We start from the raw sequence: 19,180 nt of genomic DNA on the forward strand, positions 1-19,180 counted from the left end.
CGACGATGAATTCATCGATGTCACCTATGTCCAAATCCAAGCATGAGCAACCGAACGACGGTTAACGTGACAACACCGTCAATGCCCCTGCCATCAAACCAGCGGCAAGCGCGTTTTCCAAATCAACCACAAGCGCCAGTCCAACCACTAATGCAAAAGAGCCCAGTGACATAAATAGCGCAATGGTCAAATAGCTTAGGCCATCTTGGCGTAACACGTTGATAATTTGAGGACCCGCTTGCCATCCAACTGAGTAGATGAACAAAGTAAATCCGATTGACTGGACGATCGGATCAATTTGAAAACCAAAATGGCCGAAAACCAGAGCGCACAACAATACGCCGCCGGTGATCCCTATCTCGAATTGACCAATTTTGACGTTGCCTATCACGTAACCGATGGCAATGATCGTAAAAACGACCAACACCGAGTTGGCTGAGAAAAGCTGAAAGAAATCGATAGTCATCTTCTGCCCCGCTGTAGAGGGTATTGTTGTTCTCGCCTTTGGTCGCTTTACCGGCTGAAAAGATAACCCCAATTGGTTACGTTGCTGGCTCCTTCACACGATAGTAAATCGAATAGAAGACCGGAATCATTATCATCGTGAACACCGTCCCAAAGGCCAATCCGACGGCCATCGTCGTTGCCATGGCGACCCAGAAGATATCCTGCATCAATGGAAGAACACCAAGAATCGTTGTACCTGCGCCAAGCAAAACGGGACTTAGTCGAGAAACAGCAGCGTTCATTACCGAGTCATACTGTTTCATACCCTGCGATTGATTCAGATTGATTTCGTCCAATAACACAATCGCATTTTTTATCATCAACCCGATGAGGCTCATGGCCCCAAGCAACGCCATAAAAGAAAAGGGTTGCAGGAATGTTAGCAAGCCAACGGTAATGCCGATTATCGCCAGCGGGACGACCGAGAAGATCACAAAAACTGGTCGAATAGCGTTGAAAAGCACCACAATCAAAAACACGATAATTATGATAGCGGGCGCCGCACCGGGCTGAAGCGAAGTTTGACTGTCCACTGTCCCGAAGTATTCCCCCCGCCATTCCAACTGATAACCGGGAGGCAAGGGTATAGCCTCGAACTCCTCACGGACACTTTCGAACAACGTTGGAAATGTAACTTCGTTAGGGCTGGCCTGAATCGTTACAGCGCGCTTGCGATTCCAGCGCACAATGATTGGGTCTTCCAGCTCAACTTTGATATCTTCTGTTACCGCAGAGAGCGGCAAGTTTTTTACAGACAGGGCAGGAACGACCTGCAGAAGCTCAAAGTCTTCGGCAGTTTGTTGCCTTTCATCATCGACACGTCGGACAATAATTGGCAAAAGATCTTCGTTTTGGCGATAGAGACCGACGGGCAAACCGTCAAATGCCGCGCGAGACGCATTCGCGATATCCGCTCTGGAAGTTGCTGTCCAAACACCCGTAACCTGATCAAACTCAGGGACGATCTTTGGGACTCGATTGCGCATGTCGGTCCGGATGTCTTTGGCGTAGGGCGACTTTTGAATTATCTCTACCCCCTGCCGCGCAAGATCCCTCAACACTTCCGGGTCTGCATTTGCCGGGCCCGAGAATCTTGCTTCGAACGGCCAGGTAAAACCGGGACCTGCTGTGAACTTTCGAACTCGGACCATTGCCTCAGGCAGGTTATCCACAACCCAAGGCTCTAGTTCTTCGACAAGGCTATAAACACTGTCTAGATCGGTCGTGTTAATAATGACTTGCGCATAGCTTTCGTAAGGAAACTCTGGATCAACGGGCAGATAGAATCTAGGGCCTCCGGAGCCTACAAACGTGGAAACACCGGAAACACGCTCATCTCCGTCCAGGTGATTTTCCACCCTTTTCGCCAGAGCCGAAGTTTGTTGAATGCGCGTACCTTCGGGTGCCCAGATATCGACCATAAACTGCTGCCGCGTCGCATCAGTGAAGAAGAGTCGATCTACGAATTGGAAGCCGTAAAGCGCGGATCCAAACACTGCCAGCATAACGAGGACGGTAAGCCAGCGCACTCTGATGCACGTAGACAAGACCGCGCGGAACATCGTGAAAACAACGCCTGTATATGGATCTCTTGATGAGTCGCGATCGGCTTCCGAGATCTTGATAAGATCAACACACATCAATGGTGTGATTGTCATGGCAATAAGCCAACTTAGTAGCAGCGAAACCCCTACCACCACAAATAGTGAACCAGCATACTCACCTGCATCTGCGGTTGCTGCGAAGATTGGGTAGAAAGCCATCATTGCGATAACTGTCGCTCCCAGAAGAGCCCAACTCGGTTGGGCAGCGGCTTCAATAGCAGCCGCCTTGCGATCCATTCCCTTCTTCAAACGGACAGCCATACCATCTGCGACCACAATGGCGTTATCGACCATCATTCCCAGAGCAATAACCAGCGCGCCTAGAGAAACCCTTTGAAGATCAATTTGCAGTATAGACATAACAATGAAAGTGCCGAGGATCGTCAGGATAAGCGCACCGCCGATTACCAGCCCCATACGCCAACCCATGGCCAGAGCAACTACGACCAGGACGATAAGGACTGCTTCGCCCAAGTTTATCATGAAGGCGTTTATGGCTTCCGTTACGAGATCGCTCTGCCAAGCGATTTTGTGCATTTCAATTCCCAAGGGAAGGTTGGCTTCGACAACGGCCAAAGCCGCATCCAAATTTTGTCCTGTGTCTACAATATTGCCGCCAGTTACATTGGCGATTGATATCCCAATTGCGGGTTGACCATTGAAACGCATGACATTGATAGGCGGTTCCAGGTAACCTTGTCTGACATCTACAACGTCCTTGATTGCGATTGTTTCAGCACTGCGGTCTCTGGGGCGAGTCGCGTCATCAGCAAAATCTGCGGGAATATCCAGAGCTTTATCCAGCAAGCTTGTACGGACCCGTAAATTCCCGATATCTTCCGGGCTTTTGAATTCTCCAGTCGGCGCAATTCGAAGGCGCATATCGCCAAGCTCTAGTTGCCCCGCATTAACGACCTGGTTTTGCAGTGCCAGCGTTGCAACAAAGTCTTCCGTCGTTACGCCGAGATCCAGAAGCTTTTGTTCCGAAGCGTCAAGGTAAATAACCTTTGGCTGCACTCCCCAAGTTTCGACTCGTGCAACTCCTTGAACAAGCGCCAGTTCTTTGCGGATCGCCTTTACGTATTCTTCCAGTTGCGCGTAGGTAAAACCGTCGCCCGTTATCGCAAGAACAAACCCATACACAAAACTGAAGTCGTCGATAACGCTTGGGGTCATGGCTCCTGGCGGAAGCTGACCATGGACATCCCGGACCTTGCTACGCATCTTGTCCCAAACTTGGGGCAAGCGGTCCGCCCAGTACTCCTGTTTGATTTCGACCTTTACAATTGAAAGTCCGGCTTTTGAGTAGGACGTAAGAAAACGGAGTTCTGGAAGTTCTTGAATTGCAGATTCTATAAGGTCAGTAACCTCTAGCTCTACTTCTTCAGGGCTTGCACCAGGATATTGAGTAATCACGATCGCGGTTTTGACCGTAAAGTCAGGATCTTCGAGTTGGCCAAGGCGGAAATAACTGAAGGTCCCGATAACCAAAATAAGGAACAGCGTAAAATACGTTACAACTCGGTTTTCAATAGATATCTGCGGAAGTGACATGGCTGCCTCCAGAATTTAAGGCGCTTCGACCCGGACCTTTTGGCCCTCGGTTATGACATTGACACCTGCAGTGACGATACGATCCCCCGCATCAAGCCCTTGAACAACTAATCCTCTCCCCCCAATGGAGATTACCTCAACAGGTTTTGGGGAAACTGTGTTTGCAGCTTCATCAATAAGCCAAACGAAAGTGCTTCCCGCGTTTTCCCCGTCAGGTGAAAACACAGCTGTGCTGGGAATCTCAACACCGGTCTTCGCCCAGTTTTCAGGCAGTCGAACACGAGCAGTCGCTTTACCAGCCATCCCAGGTTGGATTTTGGCCTCGTCAGGTTGAACCATAACAATTGTAACTGGGTATGTACGAGTGCTGAGAGACGCCTCAGAACCTATCCTGGAAATCTCCGCAGGAACTTCTAAATTCGGTAGGCTCGAAAAGGTGACGCTGATTTCTTCCACGAAAGGAGCCAGCCCTATAAGAGCTTCTGGAACGCCGATTTCCATTTCAATCTGGGAAGTATCTAGGATGCGCACTATCGGTTGTTTCGCCACAACGTTCTGAAAGTTGTCCGCAAAAACCTCCGACACGATCCCATCGAAAGGTGCTTTCAGTTCCGTATAGTTTAGGTTTAGACGAGCAGCGTCCAGTAAACCCTCAGTCGCTTCAATTTTTGCCTTAGCTGCATCGACTACCATAATTTGGTCGTCGACGTTGGCCTGAGAAACAAAATCATTTTCGAGCAGTTTTTCTCTGCGTTCCAACTCTGTGATAGCGTTGGACAATGCCGCTTGAAGAGAAGCTTGTTCGCCTTCAATCGTGCGAATCCGAGCGATATAAGGCTCAGGGTCCAAAGAACCGAGAATTTCCCCTGATCCGACAATCGATCCCACATCGACTGGTCTGGTAATCATTCGCCCGGATACTTCAAAAGACAGGTTCACTTCCCGTACAGCTTCCGCACGTCCGGGATAGCTGTCAGTCCGAAACCTTTCCGTGTCACCGACGATCATCGACAGAACCGGTCGTGCAGGTTTTTCTGTTGCTTCTGCGCTCTCTTCTTCAAAGCACCCAGCAAGTGCACCTAAAAAACAAATCGTCATCCAAAACTTGGCGTGGTGTTTAAAGCAAGTTTTTTCCATTTGTTTTACTCTCACTGAAATGAACAGGTTGGATAACTGCGCAGTTTAGCTTTCCGCTTGTTACTCTGACTTCATCGTAGGCGTTTCACTTTGCTACTCAAAATACCCATTCAAACCTCTGAATAAAAAGTGCTTTTAGTGAAGGCCCTACCGAATCGGTCATCTAACAGCGAGCTTCGTGGCTAGTGTCGACCATCTCATTTTTAATTCGGCGCAGAAGAACTTTCCTGAACACTCGACGGAACAGGGAGGCGGATTCTAAGGTTTTTCAATTGGGCCCTCTCTTTTTTGCGTTGTATTAAGTCCTTTTTTCAGACGCTCGTTTCAATTATTGGAACTGCATATTTAGTGCAAAAAACACTTGTCGTTTCGGTTGTCCCAGCCCGCTATCGGCAACTGACCATTGAGGTTCAACGAACACATTGAATACAGTTTTTCCGTTTACCCAGACCTTTCCGACACGGAGGCCTAACGGTACAGAATAATCACCGTTTTCCAGATTTGCTGTCCAAATCGGAGCGCCGCCCGTGTACCAGCCGTCGCCAAGTTGGCGGAACAGAATAGGTTGCAATGCGGCGGTGTTTACGCGCTCCCGGTCGTTCGTGCTACCCACGCCGCTTCGCCAAATTAGCAAGTACCCATACTGCCAAAGTGTCGATTTCGCGTTGAAGTAAACATTAGCCAAACCCAACTGCCATTGGTCGCTACCCAAACGGTCATCAGAAGCGGTTGGAGCCACAATAGAAGGGCCAATTGCAAAGCTTATTCCCGGTTTTTGTAAGTCGATCTGATATGCGGCGAAGATGTCAAAATCCCCCACCCCATCTACCGATGACCCACCGTCGCCGACAGGAAAGCTGTTATACGGCAAAGACGCGCGGATCAGCCAGTTTGTTTCCCCCAGCTGAATCGGTTGGGCGTAGCGAAGAATGAACGAATTTGCATCGTTGTCGCCAGGTCCAGTCAGCTCATCAACATAGTAGTTCTGCAAGTTGAAAGCCGTGAAATTTGCCAGAGGGTTATTGGCCTGCGCCGCAGCGTCTGCGCTGTCTTGTGCATAAACTCGGCTACTGAAAAGAGTAACGGTAGTCGCCAATATTGCTAAGACACCAAGCACACGCCGTAATCTCCCCTCGCCAATTTGCATTCGGTCCGCCTACTAAGCTCCGTGTTTAGGAAAACATGCTTGCATAGAAAGGCGATCGTTGGGGAGAATTTCGACATCCCAAAAATGCAAAATGAGTGTCGCAGACCAAAAATTTTGCCTCAATAACTGACTGTTACGTGCCAACGAAATATTATTATGTAAAATTTCTTGAATGTGATACCCCCATATAGATGGGGTGCAAAGAACAATACAGAAACTTGTCGGTTGAAAGGACATTCACAACCACGTCTGACGTCGGGCAGTTGCAGGACGCTTCCGTTGGTTGGGATCAAGAGTACTACCAAATGACTGCTGGTCCTTTGGAGAGCAGTCTTGACTTACTTCAAGTTGGTCAAAAACAGATTGCTCGGGAGAAATGGAATCGAAAAATAGTGTACCGCGGCACAGGTATGCCCGATTGTTTCTCGGCAGCGCTCGTTTTGGAACAAGCTGAACCCGCAGTTCTTTTTGGTGAAAAAATCGAAACAGGTTCGATTGTTGTTCAACCTCCCAGTCGAGAAGCCGAGCTAATTGGCAGTACAAACTGGGATGGTGTAAATCTGGCCGTTCCCTTTTCGGAAGCGCGGTCTCTGGCGCTTAAACTCGCTTGGGATGAGCTCGACTTTGAAGACATACCTCCAGTCAGTAGTCTAACTCAGCAGGCGAGCAAAAGACTGGGACTCGCGGCACTAGATTTGTTGCATCGTTCGAAACAAGAAAATGAATTTGAGACCGAACACCTGCTTGACCAATTTACGAAGTTATTCCTGTGGGAATTGATTAGCTCGCGGGCTTCGAAATCTGCTTCCTTACAATCTTGCCGCTCCGCGGCAATCGTTAGTCGCGCGTGCGATATCGCCTATTCGGACTATGTCGGCTCCGTGGGTCTGGTCGAGTTATGCAGTGAAATCGGAGTAAGCCTTCGGACTTTACACTACGCGTTCCGAGACTGCATCGGTATATCCGCCGCAACCTGGTTGCGACGCATACGCCTGAACAAAGTCCACAAAACACTTAGTGCTTCCAGTGTTGGGGAAGTTCAAATCAAAGGTGTTGCGATTGAAAACGGTTTTTTTCATCAAGGTCATTTTGCTCAACAATACAAACGGGTGTTCGGATGTCTGCCGGAAGAAACACTTGGCCGACACTAACATTTTTCGTGGCGCAAAGCTCGCAGCCCAAGGATAGAGATCGGTGGCTCTAGCCGGCCGAAAGCGCGTCACGGTCCCAAATTCAGTTGGATATCGCCTCGTCAACGACAGCGATGGTACCACTTGCCGTAATAACCACGGCTTCGGCACGACCTGAAACCTTAGCGCCTTTATCGCCTGCTAGTATTCTGTCCCCTATCAGCCGAACAACCTCGGGAGCGTCAGCAAACTTTGAATGGTGTACAGTGGTCGTGTCTTGTACCTGGGACAGGTCGATCACGTTCAAACCAAGCTCGGAAATCAGTGTAGCATCTAGCTGTCCAACTCGCGGGTTTCTTGCAATCAAGCTTGAAACCGCAAGAGCTTGGTCATTTTCGGATGTCAGCACATAGAACCTCCGTTTGTCCTTGGGGATCGCTGATAGCTGAGCAATGAACAGGTCTATGTCGATGTCGGGCGACGCAAGAATAACACTTCTGAGTTTACCGCTGACATTGAAAAGCCCGCGATTTGCGATTCCGCGAGCGGCTTCCATCGCTACAAGGTTTCCCATCGAGTGGGCTACGATATCTATTGTTTCAACGGGACTGTCTTTGAGTATCCCAGGAACCTCCTCAAGCTGATCCCGTGCGATAAGCGCACTGTTGATGTCGTAGACGTAGGCACCCAATCGAGCCTGAGAAGCCCAAGAATATAGAATGGGCACCCCGCTATACCCAGTGTCTTCCAGAAACTGAGCGAACCGCAATACTGCATCAGTCAGATTTGTGTTATAACCGTGTATCCATAGCAGAGATGATCGTTCTCCCTTTGGCAAAGCTAAAACACTGTTTTCTACCGTGCCTACAAACGCGCGATCGTTGTCAAATACCTGCGGGTTCGTGATAACGAAATGCTTGTCGGGATCTGGCGAGCTGCCTCTCGGCCTTTCGATCTTGCCCGTTTTGTGTTTTAGCGGGATTACAACATCTACAGCCGCAAAACTGAGACGATTGGCGCGACGACCCGAAAAAAACTCAATCGCCACCGTCGAGGGTTCGCGAACAGTTGCGATAAAGATTCTATGACCTCTTTCATCGATTTCTGCTTTGGATAAAGCTCTCGTTGGTTCAAGACCGACTAAGTTCCTTTTGGAACTGCACCCAGTCACGACAAAAGCGCTCCCTGATAATACAAAGTGCCGTCGCGACTGATCTATGGTCTTTTTGAAGCTCAACTTCACAAACCCTTTTTCTACGAATATCGCCGTCAAGGGCATCGTAGCCAGAGCACATTACAACATAAGTGGAATATAAACATCGGACAAATAAGCGGGCCACAATTATCGTTATATCTCAAGGCTTCCACCGCAAAAGCCAAAAAGTCATTTCTGCTCTAGCAGCACTATCCACTCACTATCTCAAAGATAAAATGACTTCTCCAAGACAAAGGGCTAAGGAACCGGAACATCTTTGCGGATTGCTGCCGAGTAACCCTCGTCCAGTCCGTTTGCCAGTGCGTTAGCTGTGATATCTCCAAGACTATACAACTGCTGAATATCAATCTCAGTATTAGTTAGTCCTTGCCCATACAGGTAATCAGGAAAATATCCATTAATTACAACGCGGTAGTCGACAGGAATCCTAATACCAACGTGCCGTGCGATTAAAATTGCTGATCGGGAACAATTGGTAAAAACTGAGTTAAACCAGCGGGGTCGCACGGCGATTTCATTTGCAGCTTCTACATAGGCGCTGATCAGTTTGATACGCTCCTCTAGTTCACCACGCAGCCTGAACAGATGTACTTTTTCTTTTCGAACATTAGAGCGAAGCCCGACGACATCACGCTCCTCCGCCGCTATCATTACAATCGGATGTGCTTTGAAAAAGTCGGCCACAGGAGAAAAAGACTCTCCGATCTGTCGACGTACTTCGATCGACCACGTCAAATACCGGCCATCAGAAAAGCCGAAGCTTAGCATAAGGTGCGCCATTTCCGGTCCACTCCAATACGACATGAAGAGGTCCACACTTTCAATTTGAGACAGATCGTATTCTCTAGTAACCCACTTCTCTTCGAAAGTATCAGCCGACTGCCATTCAAATGCACGAACGTCTCTCAGTGTTAGTGTGTCGCCGCTTATTTCACCTGTGACTGTCCGCACAACATCAGGCGACCAATTTCCGTCCGAAGGTGGGGTCAGTGAGTTCCACCATATTAGTATCGCTGCGAAAAATACTGCGAATCCAGACAACCATCGCCATCTACTTCTTAGAAAAATTGAAACTAGTGTTCCGAGGCCAACGACGAAAAAGGAAACGATCGCAGTTAACCGGATCAATTCTGGGCCTGAGAATTTGAACCATAGGGCCAAAGTGCCCCATACTGTTGAGTAAGCGACGACTAACAACAATAAAAGACAGCAAAGAGCATTCAGCACTGTACGCATGGTTGGCCCGATTTGACTGGTCAGGATTGATTGTTATTGCATGACTGGTCTCTGGTCCATCGGAACAATGGTTTCTGATGCCGGCGGGCGTTAACCTACACCTATTTTCAGACCACAAAACCTTTGGAAGGAAGGATAACCGTTTACACTGGTTTTACGTGACAAGACCCCTGCAGTACACCCGGTACGACGGGTAAGTTAGATTTTTGGAGTCCCCCGTACATTTATTCTGGCAGGGCGCCTGCTTTGCGAAGGGCATCTGAAATCAACAACGCACCAAATCCGAGGGCATTACTCGAAGACGTAGCCCAGGCCACAATCGACATGTCTCGGTCCGCGAATGCGGCCACCTCAGACTCAAAACCAAGGGTTTGACCGCCGTGGCCCCAAAGATTGTCCCCTTTCATCGCCAGCCCCAGCCCGTATCCGGCTAGCGCCGGATGTGTGGTTTGAATGGTATTCATCATTTCTGACAGCGTTTCCGGTTGCTGGAAGAGTTCACCTGCGACAAGCGCTTCAATGAAGGTATGCATATCGTCGACGGTTGAAATCAAAGCGCCAGCAGCCCACCCCTGAGTCATGTTCCAGTCGGTCGTTTCGTAGTGGTCGCCTTCAAGGAATGACCGTGGCAATCCAAACTCAGGCCTCGGAATACCGTTCCATATATAGGTCTTGTTCATGCCAAGAGGTCCGAAGATCCGCGTTTCGAACGACTTTCCAATCGGCTTTTTCTCCAGTTTCTCGATGACCATCCCGAGAAGCACGTATCCTGTATTGCTGTAACTCCAGGAACCTTCCGCACCAGGCGGAAAATTCGGCTCCCCATGTTCTATGACAAAATCAACCATCTCTTGTGGTTCAAGCGGACGCACAAGAGCGTCACGGCTTGTGGTGGCGCCCTCCATCAGACCTGGCGTGCTGAGCCTCCCCAACGGTAATTGCCCTTTTCGATTTTGCTTCGGATGCGCAATTTTGGCTGTTCCTTCTGCACGGCAGCCAAAGAATTTGCGCAATTGCGGCGAAATTTGTGCTGTGTGGCGCGCAGCGAGAAAATCAAATTCACAAGTTGGGTTCGGAGCGGCCATTTGAAAGATTTGGTCGAGTTAGTTGGCCTGTCAAACCCACCAACGACGCTCAAACGGGACGGAACTGCCATCTTGCCTTGACGACTAGTCCGGTCAGGCCAGCGCAGTCTCCAGGCGGTCAAGCGATGCCTGCGGCCACACCTCATCGAACTTGTAGAACTCCTCGAAGATGGGAATGTCCTTGCTTAGTGGCACCCAGGCTTGCTTGCTGGTTGTGAATACCTGCACGTCGGGAGGGCAATGATCCGGTTCGTCCAGAGTTCCGACTCGCACGTACCTTAGCTTGCCGAGGCGGATCATATAGCTACTGAACACGGCGACACCGCAATCGCGGCAACGAGTGATAATCTGACCTTTTCCACTCGGAGTAGGAAGCTCATGTTCTGTGGTGGGTCCCTCGAATTTTACCCGATCGGCCTCGATTATTGCGTTCAATACATAGGCTGCTCCGGTCTGTCGCTGGCATTCGTTGCAGTGGCAGCAGTGCACGAACATTGGTGGTGTCGTCATTTGATATGTTACGGCGCCGCAGCCGCATTTCCCCTTAAGCATCTCATCCTCCAAACGGCTGATTCAAACTGCGATCAACGACTTCTATTCGACTAGGTCGTAGTGCTTGATCGACCGTGACTCGACCAACTCTGCCTCTGCAGGATCGATGTGTGGGCTCTGGTAGTCCTCGCCGACAAATGCCTTCAGTGACTCCAGGCTGTCCTACACCATGACAAAGCTGAATTCCCTTGGTGTATCGGTGCGCGGGGCTCCAGGAAGCACATTAACGATGCCCTTGGTGCCCTTCATCAAGGGCATCGCAGTTTCATGAAAGAACTTTCCGAACTCTTCCTCTTTGCCTGGCCTGGTTACGACTTGAAATATGCGCATGATCATTCATCCGTCCTCCGTAAGGTGCGGTTCTTGGATGCATGAGCGCCTCTATTTTTACACTATACCACTTCACGACAAGTTTGTCCGCTTCGGGCTCGCAGCGGTCCTTCGCTGCACCAAAATCGAACGTCTGATAATTGGCGCCAATTTTCGAACTTCTCAATCTGAGCACAAAAGGAAAGAGGCTGAACTCTCAGCCTCTCTCAACATTTATCTATAGGGCCTTGGCCCTAGGGCGCCTTGTTTTATTGGTCGGAGTGAGAGGATTCGAACCTCCGACCCCTGCCTCCCGAAGACAGTGCTCTACCAGGCTGAGCTACACTCCGACCGTGGCGCGTGATCTATACCTCGGCTTTTGGATGTGCAAGAGGTATTCGAACACACGGATCATATAGTACCAGTCCCCGAGCCAAGGCTCTCAGCGCAACGTCTCTGTTCTATATAAACGGATTTTGGTACCGCCATGATCGACAACAGGCCCTGCAGGCAGCAAGGGCAGGCGGGTCGCGCGTGCGAGGGACGGAGAGCTGGTGATGATCCCTGCACGCCACCCCCTGAATCTGGACATCATGACCTTGCCAAATGAACCATAGAGCGACCTGAGACGTTTCTCGTCCCCGATTCGAGCGCCATAGGGCGGATTAACGATCACCAATCCACCTGTTTCGTGACCTGGTTTGATATCGCCCACAGCCCGAGCTTGGAAATCCGTAACGGTCGACACACCGGCACGGTCCGCATTGGTGCTGGCCGCTTGAACCGCGCCGCTGTTGCGGTCCGAGCCTCGGAACACCACTTGGGTCTCTTTGACGGAAGTGACGTTCCGCATCTCGTTCCAGCTATCTTGATCAAAGTTTTTCAAGTCTTCGAAAGCGAACTTTCGCGAGCGACCCGGGTGAAGGCCCAAAGCGATCTCAGCTGCTTCGATGACGAATGTTCCGGAACCGCACATCGGGTCCAAAACAGGCTCGGACCCATCAAATCCACATTCACGCAAGAACATTGCGGCCATCGTTTCCCGCATTGGCGCCTTGGCAACGGCAGGTTTGTGGCCGCGTTTGTGCAAAGGATCACCGGAGGTGTCTACAGACAAAGTGCAGATGTCCTTTTCAATACGCAACAGCACACGCAAACCAGCATCCGCCGAGATCTCGACACCCAAGGTTTCCGCAATCGCGCGTTCGATCCTCTGCCGAGCAGCACCTGCGTGGTAAATCCGGGACTTCCGGCTGGTCGCCTCGACTTTGACGGCAACATCGGGCCGCAGAACTTCGGACCACGGAAATTTTCGCGCACGCTTGTCCAGTTGCGCCAGATGCACAGCTGGGAAACTGCCCAGACGAACCAGAACCTTATTCGCGCCGCGCAAACACAGATTGGCGCGCCAGACTTCGGACCATGACCCAAGGCAGCTCACACCGCCGGGAACGATTTTGGAGTTTTGAAACCGATTTTCAACAGCCTCAGCATGCAGGGGTGCTTCTAGGCCGGGTGTTGCGACCAGAAAAATCTCAAGATCATTTGTGTGTTCCATAAAGCGTGCTTACAACGGTCACGCACAGGGTGCGATATGCATTTTATTAGGCTCTCTCAAACGAAAGTGACATTCTCGGGTCACTTTGGGCGGTAACGGGTTTGCGTTTGATCGTTTCCCCGCGTAAAGGGACCGTGATTATGACATAGTCACGCATCATAGGCAGTCTTAGCTTATGTATTGCCGGGTGCTGGCGTTTATCTCTGCAGTGATTTTTGGCGGACACCCGGCAAAAAGACACGGCAGAACGGGAAAGAGGCTTGGAAGACCGTAGCGACATGCAAACTTTCAAACTGAAAAAAGGGTTCGAGCTGCCGGTGCAGGGTGCGCCGGATCAGACGATTCATCCGGGGCCTGAATTTTCGACCGTCGGGGTTCTGGGCGGCGACTATATTGGCCTGAAACCCAAGATGCTGGTGCAAGAGGGTGACGATGTTCAGCGCGGCACGCCGCTGTTTAGTCACAAGGACGCGCCCGAGGCGATGATGGTCGCACCGATGACCGGCAAGGTCGTCGCGGTCAATCGCGGTGCGCGGCGTGTGCTGCAAAGCGTCGTGATCGAGGTGTCAGACCCTAATAACTCCGGCGTTGATTTCTCGGACACCGGGAATGCCGATAGTGCCGAGGGCGTGACGGCCAAGCTATGTGCTGCGGGTTTTTGGACGGCTTTCCGCACGCGGCCGTATTCCAAAATGCCGACACCCGGCACCACACCAGCCGCGATTTTCGTGACTGCGATGGACAGTGAGCCTCTGGCGGGTGATGCAGCAGTGATCATCGCTGATGCAGGGGATGCGTTCGCTGCGGGTCTGGCGGCGATCGCGTACCTGACCGAAGGTAAGACCTATCTGTGCCACAAAGAGGGTGACTCGATACCGGGTGCCGATGTGCCGGGAGTTGAAGCCGCCGCATTTGCAGGTCCGCACCCGTCGGGGCTGGCGGGGACGCATATCCATTTCCTCGAGCCGCTGGCGGAGGACAAGCAGGTTTGGACCATCGGGTATCAGGACGTCATCGCCATTGGTCGCCTGATGCAGACTGGCCATCTGGACCCCAATATCGTGATCGCTCTGACCGGTCCGGGCGCGCGTCAACCGCGCTTGATCCGCACGGTCATGGGCGCATCGACCGACGATCTAACCCGTGACGAGGTCGATGTGGACGGGACGCCCCGGATTATCTCGGGCTCGATCCTGTCGGGCGCGCAGGCCGAAGGTCCAACCGCCTATCTGGGGCGCTTTGCGCGGCAGATTTCGATCATCCGTGAAGATCACGATCAACACACGATGGGCTGGATTCTTCCAATGCCATCGAAATTCGCCGTACAGCCGGTGTTGGGCTCGGCCTTTGCGAAAAAGCTGTATGCGTTCACTTCAAACCTGAACGGCGGGCGTCGTGCGATGGTGCCGACGGGCGTGTTCGAAGAGCTGATGCCGCAGGACTACCTGCCGACGCAATTGCTGCGCGCTTTGTTGGTTATGGACACGGACACTGCCCAGGCATTGGGCGCGCTGGAGCTGGACGAAGAAGATCTGGGCCTTGTGGGCTTTGCCTGTCCGGCAAAATATGAATACGGGCTGGCGCTGCGCGACTGCCTGACCAAGATTGAAAAGGAGGGCTGATCCACATGGGTTTGCGCAGCTTCTTCGATCGGATTGAGCCGAACTTTACCAAGGGCGGCAAGTACGAGAAGTATTTCCCTATCTACGAGATGGTCGAAAGCTTCATCTACACTCCGAAAACCGTCACCACCGTAGCCCCACACGCACGGTCCTACGTGGATATGAAGCGGATCATGACCTATGTCGTGATCGCCACGATCCCGTGCATCCTGTGGGGGATGTGGAATACGGGTTATCAGGCGAATTCAGCTATTGCGACGCTTGGTCCGGATGCGGCTACCGGCTGGCGGATTGCTTTGCTGCAGATGTTCGGTATCTCGCTGGATCCGTCCAGCCTGTTTGCCAATGTGTTGCACGGGTTGCTTTATTTCCTGCCGATCTACATCACGACGCTGGTCGCGGGTGGTATTTTCGAGGTGATCTTTGCCACCGTGCGCGGGCATGAGGTGAACGAGGGCTTCCTTGTCACATCTATGCTCTACACGCTGATCTTGCCCGCATCGACACCGCTGTGGCAGGTCGCTTTGGGCATAATCTTCGGTGTTGTCATCGGCAAAGAGGTGTTTGGCGGCACCGGTAAGAACTTTCTCAACCCCGCACTGGTCGGGCGGGCGTTCTTGTATTTCGCTTATCCTGCGCAAATGTCGGGGGATTCGGTTTGGACTCCGGTGGATGGTTTCTCGGGCGCGACCGCGTTGGGGATCACCGCAGCCGAGGGCGTTCAGGCGCTGGCAGCTGACGGGATCACCTGGGCCAATGCGTTCTTCGGCACCATTCAGGGCAGTTTCGGTGAGACATCGACGCTGGCCTGTATGATCGGCCTGGCCTTCCTGCTGACAACAAAAATCGCCAACTATCGCCTGATCCTCGGCTGTTTGGCGGGAACCATCGGCTTCTCGCTCTTGCTGAACCTGATCGGGTCAGACACCAACCCGATGTTTGCGATGCCTTGGTACTGGCACATCGTTCTGGGCGGCTACGCCTTTGGTCTGGCTTTCATGGTGACCGAGCCGGTTTCGGCCAGCCACACCAACATGGGCCGCTATATCTACGGTGCGCTGATTGGTGTCATGGTTGTGATGATCCGCGTCATTAACCCTGCTTTCCCCGAAGGCATGATGCTGGCTATCCTCTTCGGAAACGTCTTTGCGCCGCTGATCGACTATTTCGTCGTGCAGGCCAACATTAAACGGAGGGCGCGTCGCCATGTCTGATACGCAGTCCCAAGAACCCAAGGGCGCGATTGCCAAATTTCTGGCCGCCTCGCCGGATTCTGTGAGCAAGACGATCATCGTTGCGGTCGCTGTCTGCCTTGTGGCCTCGATGGTCGTGTCCGCCGCAGCGGTCAGCCTGCGCCCGGTGCAAGAAGCCAACGCGCTGAAGGACAAGCAGGTCAACGTTCTGCAAGTCGCCGGTGTCTATGAGCCGGGCGTCGATGTCTCCGAAGCGTTCGCTGCGTTCGAACCGCATGTACTTGAACTGTCGACGGGCGCTTTCGTCGACGATCAGTTCGACGCTGCCACGTTTGATGACATCGCTGCGGCCAGCGATCCCGACCTGAGCGTTGCGCTGGACAATGACCCAGCAGGTATTGGGCGTCAGTCTAAGTACCGTGTCATCTACCTGTTGCGCGATGATGCGGGCGAGTTAGACAAGGTGATCCTACCGCTGCATGGCTATGGCCTGTGGTCCACGCTCTATGGCTTTATCGCGCTGGAGAACAACGGCAACGATATCTTCGGCCTGCAATTCTATCAGCATGGTGAGACGCCGGGCCTTGGGGCCGAGGTGGACAACCCGCGCTGGAAGGCACTGTGGAATGGCAAACGTCTGCGCGATGACGCGGGTGAGTTGCAGATCACCGTTGCCAAATCGCAGCCCGCCGCTGGCCCCGACTTTTACGTCGACGCGCTGGCCGGGGCGACGCTGACCTCGGTGGGTGTCGATAACCTTGTACGGTTCTGGATGGGGGATGCGGGCTACGCTCCGTTTCTGGCCAAACTGCAAGCAGGAGAATTCTGATGTCTCAGACTAAGAAAGAGATGCTGGTCGACCCGCTTGTCGACAATAACCCGATCACTCTGCAGGTGCTGGGCATCTGTTCGGCGCTGGCGGTGACCTCGTCGCTGCAAGTGTCGATGGTGATGGCGCTGGCGGTGATCTTCGTGACCTCGTTCTCGTCCTTCTTCATCTCATGCCTGCGCAACCAGATTCCCGGCTCGATCCGGATCATCGTGCAGATGGTGATCATCGCCTCGCTAGTGATCCTGGTGGACCAGATCCTTAAGGCCTATGCGTTTGAGATCTCGAAAACCCTGTCGGTTTTTGTCGGCCTGATCATCACCAACTGTATCGTGATGGGCCGGGCTGAGGCGTTTGCGATGAAGAACCCGCCCGTCGCGTCGTTCATCGACGGCATGGGCAACGGTATGGGCTACGGCCTGATCCTGCTGCTGGTGGGCTTCATCCGCGAGCTGTTCGGGGCCGGGTCGCTGTTTGGCATCACCATTCTGGAGACCGTCAACAACGGTGGCTGGTACGTGCCCAACGGGATGCTGCTGCTACCTCCGTCAGCGTTCTTCATCATCGGTCTGATCATCTGGGCCTTCCGCACATGGAAGCCGAACCAGGTGGAAGAGCGTGAATACAAAATTCAGCAGGTAGAGGCCCACTGATGGAAGGTCTGATTTCACTGGCCGTAAAGGCCATCTTTGTCGAAAACCTTGCGCTCAGCTTCTTTCTGGGGATGTGTACCTTCATCGCCGTGTCCAAGAAGATTTCGACCGCGCTGGGACTGGGCATCTCGGTCATGGTGGTGCAGGCCATCACTGTGCCTGCCAACAACCTGTTGCTGAACTATCTTCTGAAACCGGGCGCGCTGACTTGGGCGGGCTTCCCGGATGTGGACCTGACCTTCCTTGGCCTGATCTCATATATTGGTGTGATTGCAGCCATGGTTCAGATCCTCGAGATGGTGTTGGATAAGTATTTCCCGCCGCTTTACAACGCGCTGGGGATATTCCTACCGCTGATCACGGTGAACTGCGCCATTCTGGGTGGCTCGCTGTTCATGGTGGAACGCGACTATAACTTTGTCGAGGCGACGACTTATGGTCTGTCTTCGGGCTTTGGCTGGGCGCTGGCGATCACTGCGATGGCGGGTGTGCGCGAAAAGCTGAAATACTCGGACATTCCCGACGGCCTGCAAGGGCTTGGGATCACCTTCATCACCGCGGGTCTGATGGCGATGGCCTTCATGTCCTTCTCGGGCGTGAAACTGTAAGGAGGGACGCATGGAAACCTTTAGCTTAGGCGTCGTTCTTTTCACCCTGATCGTGTTGGGGCTGGTGGCCATCATCATGGCTGCGCGGTCCAAGCTGGTGTCGACCGGGAACGTGAACATCACCATCAACGGTGAGAAAACCATCTCGGTCCCTGCCGGGGGCAAGCTGCTGCAAACCCTGGCGGCCGAGAAGCTGTTCGTACCTTCTGCCTGTGGCGGCGGTGGCACCTGTGCGCAGTGTCGGGTGCGGGTGCATTCTGGCGGCGGCTCGATCCTGCCGACCGAGGAAAGCCACATCACCAAGCGTGAGGCTTCGTGCGGTGACCGTCTGTCCTGTCAGGTCGCAGTCAAGCAGGACATGGACATCGAAGTCCCCGAAGAGGTCTTTGGCGTCAAGAAATGGGAATGTACCGTTCGCTCGAATGAAAACGTGGCGACCTTCATCAAGGCCCTGACGCTGGACCTGCCGGAAGGCGAGGATGTGAACTTCCGCGCCGGTGGTTACATCCAGATTGAAGCCCCTGCGCACCAGTTGAAATACACCGATTTCGACGTGGAAGAGGAATATCGCGAAGATTGGGACAAGTTCAATCTGTGGCAATACGAATCCGTCGTGGCCGAACCGATTGAGCGGGCTTATTCCATGGCCAACTATCCGGATGAAAAGGGCATGATCATGCTGAACGTCCGCGTGGCCTCGCCGCCTCCGGGGTCGGAAGGTATCCCAGCGGGTCAGATGTCGTCGTATATCTTCAACCTGAAACCAGGTGACAAGGTCACCATCTCGGGTCCGTTTGGTGAATTCTTCGCCCGCGATACCCAAAAAGAGATGGTATTCATCGGCGGTGGCGCAGGCATGGCCCCTATGCGCAGCCATATCTTCGATCAGCTCAAGCGGTTGCAGAACCGCGATCGCAAGATCAGCTTCTGGTATGGTGCCCGGTCGAAGAAAGAGATGTTCTTTGTCGAGGATTTCGACCAACTGGCCGAAGAGTTTGACAATTTCGAATGGCATGTCGCTCTGTCGGATGCGCAGCCCGAGGACGATTGGAAAGGCTATACCGGCTTCATCCACAACGTTCTGTTCGAGGAATACCTCAAGAACCACCCTGCGCCCGAGGATTGCGAGTTCTACATGTGTGGACCGCCCATCATGAACCAGTCGGTCATCAACATGCTGCTGGATCTGGGCGTGGACCGCGAAGACATCATGCTTGACGATTTCGGCGGATAAGACAGG

At 52.6% G+C, this 19,180-nt stretch carries 16 protein-coding genes, 1 tRNA gene and 1 pseudogene; 7 read left to right on the forward strand and 11 right to left on the reverse strand.

Annotated elements, in window-relative coordinates; translation table 11 throughout:
- Positions 1 to 61 precede the first annotated feature (61 nt).
- From AC2FF7_RS18080 to AC2FF7_RS18095, 4 genes are all read right to left on the reverse strand, one after another.
- On the reverse strand, positions 62 to 466 hold the full coding sequence (locus AC2FF7_RS18080) for an aspartate-alanine antiporter-like transporter (RefSeq protein ID WP_496906092.1): 405 nt from the start codon (positions 464 to 466) through the stop codon (positions 62 to 64).
- A gap of 76 nt (positions 467 to 542) precedes the next feature.
- Entirely contained in the window at positions 543 to 3,665 is a 3,123-nt protein-coding gene (locus AC2FF7_RS18085; RefSeq protein ID WP_170571351.1) for an efflux RND transporter permease subunit, read from the reverse strand.
- A 15-nt stretch (positions 3,666 to 3,680) separates the two neighbouring features.
- A complete protein-coding gene (locus AC2FF7_RS18090) occupies positions 3,681 to 4,802 on the reverse strand; it encodes an efflux RND transporter periplasmic adaptor subunit (RefSeq protein WP_170486623.1) in 1,122 nt (373 codons plus the stop codon).
- A 328-nt stretch (positions 4,803 to 5,130) separates the two neighbouring features.
- Complete coding sequence (locus AC2FF7_RS18095; RefSeq protein ID WP_496906093.1) at positions 5,131 to 5,949, reverse strand: hypothetical protein; 819 nt, start codon at positions 5,947 to 5,949, stop codon at positions 5,131 to 5,133.
- 305 nt (positions 5,950 to 6,254) lie between these two features.
- On the opposite strand from AC2FF7_RS18095, the gene AC2FF7_RS18100 reads away from it, so the two are divergent.
- Positions 6,255 to 7,100: a helix-turn-helix domain-containing protein gene (locus tag AC2FF7_RS18100; RefSeq protein ID WP_496906094.1), complete on the forward strand. Its 846-nt coding sequence runs from the start codon at positions 6,255 to 6,257 to the stop codon at positions 7,098 to 7,100.
- Between the two features lie 82 nt (positions 7,101 to 7,182).
- On the opposite strand, the gene AC2FF7_RS18105 is transcribed toward AC2FF7_RS18100, so the two are convergent.
- The 7 genes and pseudogenes from AC2FF7_RS18105 to AC2FF7_RS18135 form a co-directional block, all read right to left on the reverse strand.
- Entirely contained in the window at positions 7,183 to 8,352 is a 1,170-nt protein-coding gene (locus tag AC2FF7_RS18105) for an alpha/beta hydrolase (RefSeq protein ID WP_170486626.1), read from the reverse strand.
- Positions 8,353 to 8,532: 180 nt separating this feature from the next.
- A complete protein-coding gene (locus AC2FF7_RS18110) occupies positions 8,533 to 9,531 on the reverse strand; it encodes an Lnb N-terminal periplasmic domain-containing protein (protein ID WP_496906095.1) in 999 nt (332 codons plus the stop codon).
- Between the two features lie 224 nt (positions 9,532 to 9,755).
- Positions 9,756 to 10,616 carry a serine hydrolase domain-containing protein gene (locus tag AC2FF7_RS18115; RefSeq protein WP_496906096.1) on the reverse strand — a complete coding sequence of 287 codons (861 nt, stop codon included), beginning with the start codon at positions 10,614 to 10,616 and terminating at the stop codon, positions 9,756 to 9,758.
- A 93-nt stretch (positions 10,617 to 10,709) separates the two neighbouring features.
- Positions 10,710 to 11,168 carry a GFA family protein gene (locus tag AC2FF7_RS18120; RefSeq protein WP_496906097.1) on the reverse strand — a complete coding sequence of 153 codons (459 nt, stop codon included), beginning with the start codon at positions 11,166 to 11,168 and terminating at the stop codon, positions 10,710 to 10,712.
- Positions 11,169 to 11,210: 42 nt separating this feature from the next.
- Positions 11,211 to 11,504 (reverse strand): annotated as a pseudogene (locus AC2FF7_RS18125) (hypothetical protein).
- A 246-nt stretch (positions 11,505 to 11,750) separates the two neighbouring features.
- Positions 11,751 to 11,827 (reverse strand) — tRNA-Pro (locus tag AC2FF7_RS18130).
- A 92-nt stretch (positions 11,828 to 11,919) separates the two neighbouring features.
- Positions 11,920 to 13,035: a THUMP domain-containing class I SAM-dependent RNA methyltransferase gene (locus AC2FF7_RS18135; RefSeq protein ID WP_480868199.1), complete on the reverse strand. Its 1,116-nt coding sequence runs from the start codon at positions 13,033 to 13,035 to the stop codon at positions 11,920 to 11,922.
- Between the two features lie 278 nt (positions 13,036 to 13,313).
- Between AC2FF7_RS18135 and AC2FF7_RS18140 the strand changes: the two genes are divergently transcribed.
- Genes AC2FF7_RS18140 through nqrF form a run of 6 tightly spaced genes read left to right on the forward strand, consistent with a single transcriptional unit; the run spans position 13,314 to position 19,174 of the window.
- Positions 13,314 to 14,657, forward strand: a complete 1,344-nt coding sequence (locus AC2FF7_RS18140) for a Na(+)-translocating NADH-quinone reductase subunit A (protein WP_496906098.1) — start codon at positions 13,314 to 13,316, stop codon at positions 14,655 to 14,657.
- Between the two features lie 5 nt (positions 14,658 to 14,662).
- On the forward strand, positions 14,663 to 15,871 hold the full coding sequence (locus AC2FF7_RS18145) for an NADH:ubiquinone reductase (Na(+)-transporting) subunit B (protein WP_170356560.1): 1,209 nt from the start codon (positions 14,663 to 14,665) through the stop codon (positions 15,869 to 15,871).
- Positions 15,864 to 16,679, forward strand: coding sequence for a Na(+)-translocating NADH-quinone reductase subunit C (locus AC2FF7_RS18150; protein ID WP_480868202.1), 816 nt, complete (start codon positions 15,864 to 15,866; stop codon positions 16,677 to 16,679). The genes AC2FF7_RS18145 and AC2FF7_RS18150 overlap by 8 nt, the downstream gene beginning before the upstream one ends.
- Positions 16,679 to 17,332: an NADH:ubiquinone reductase (Na(+)-transporting) subunit D gene (locus AC2FF7_RS18155; RefSeq protein WP_117873115.1), complete on the forward strand. Its 654-nt coding sequence runs from the start codon at positions 16,679 to 16,681 to the stop codon at positions 17,330 to 17,332. The genes AC2FF7_RS18150 and AC2FF7_RS18155 overlap by 1 nt, the downstream gene beginning before the upstream one ends.
- Entirely contained in the window at positions 17,332 to 17,940 is a 609-nt protein-coding gene (gene nqrE / locus AC2FF7_RS18160) for an NADH:ubiquinone reductase (Na(+)-transporting) subunit E (RefSeq protein WP_480868203.1), read from the forward strand. The genes AC2FF7_RS18155 and nqrE overlap by 1 nt, the downstream gene beginning before the upstream one ends.
- A gap of 10 nt (positions 17,941 to 17,950) precedes the next feature.
- Positions 17,951 to 19,174 carry an NADH:ubiquinone reductase (Na(+)-transporting) subunit F gene (gene nqrF / locus AC2FF7_RS18165; protein WP_170356557.1) on the forward strand — a complete coding sequence of 408 codons (1,224 nt, stop codon included), beginning with the start codon at positions 17,951 to 17,953 and terminating at the stop codon, positions 19,172 to 19,174.
- Positions 19,175 to 19,180: the final 6 nt, after the last annotated feature.

The sequence above is a fragment of the Ruegeria sp. YTSC325 genome (assembly GCF_059609525.1).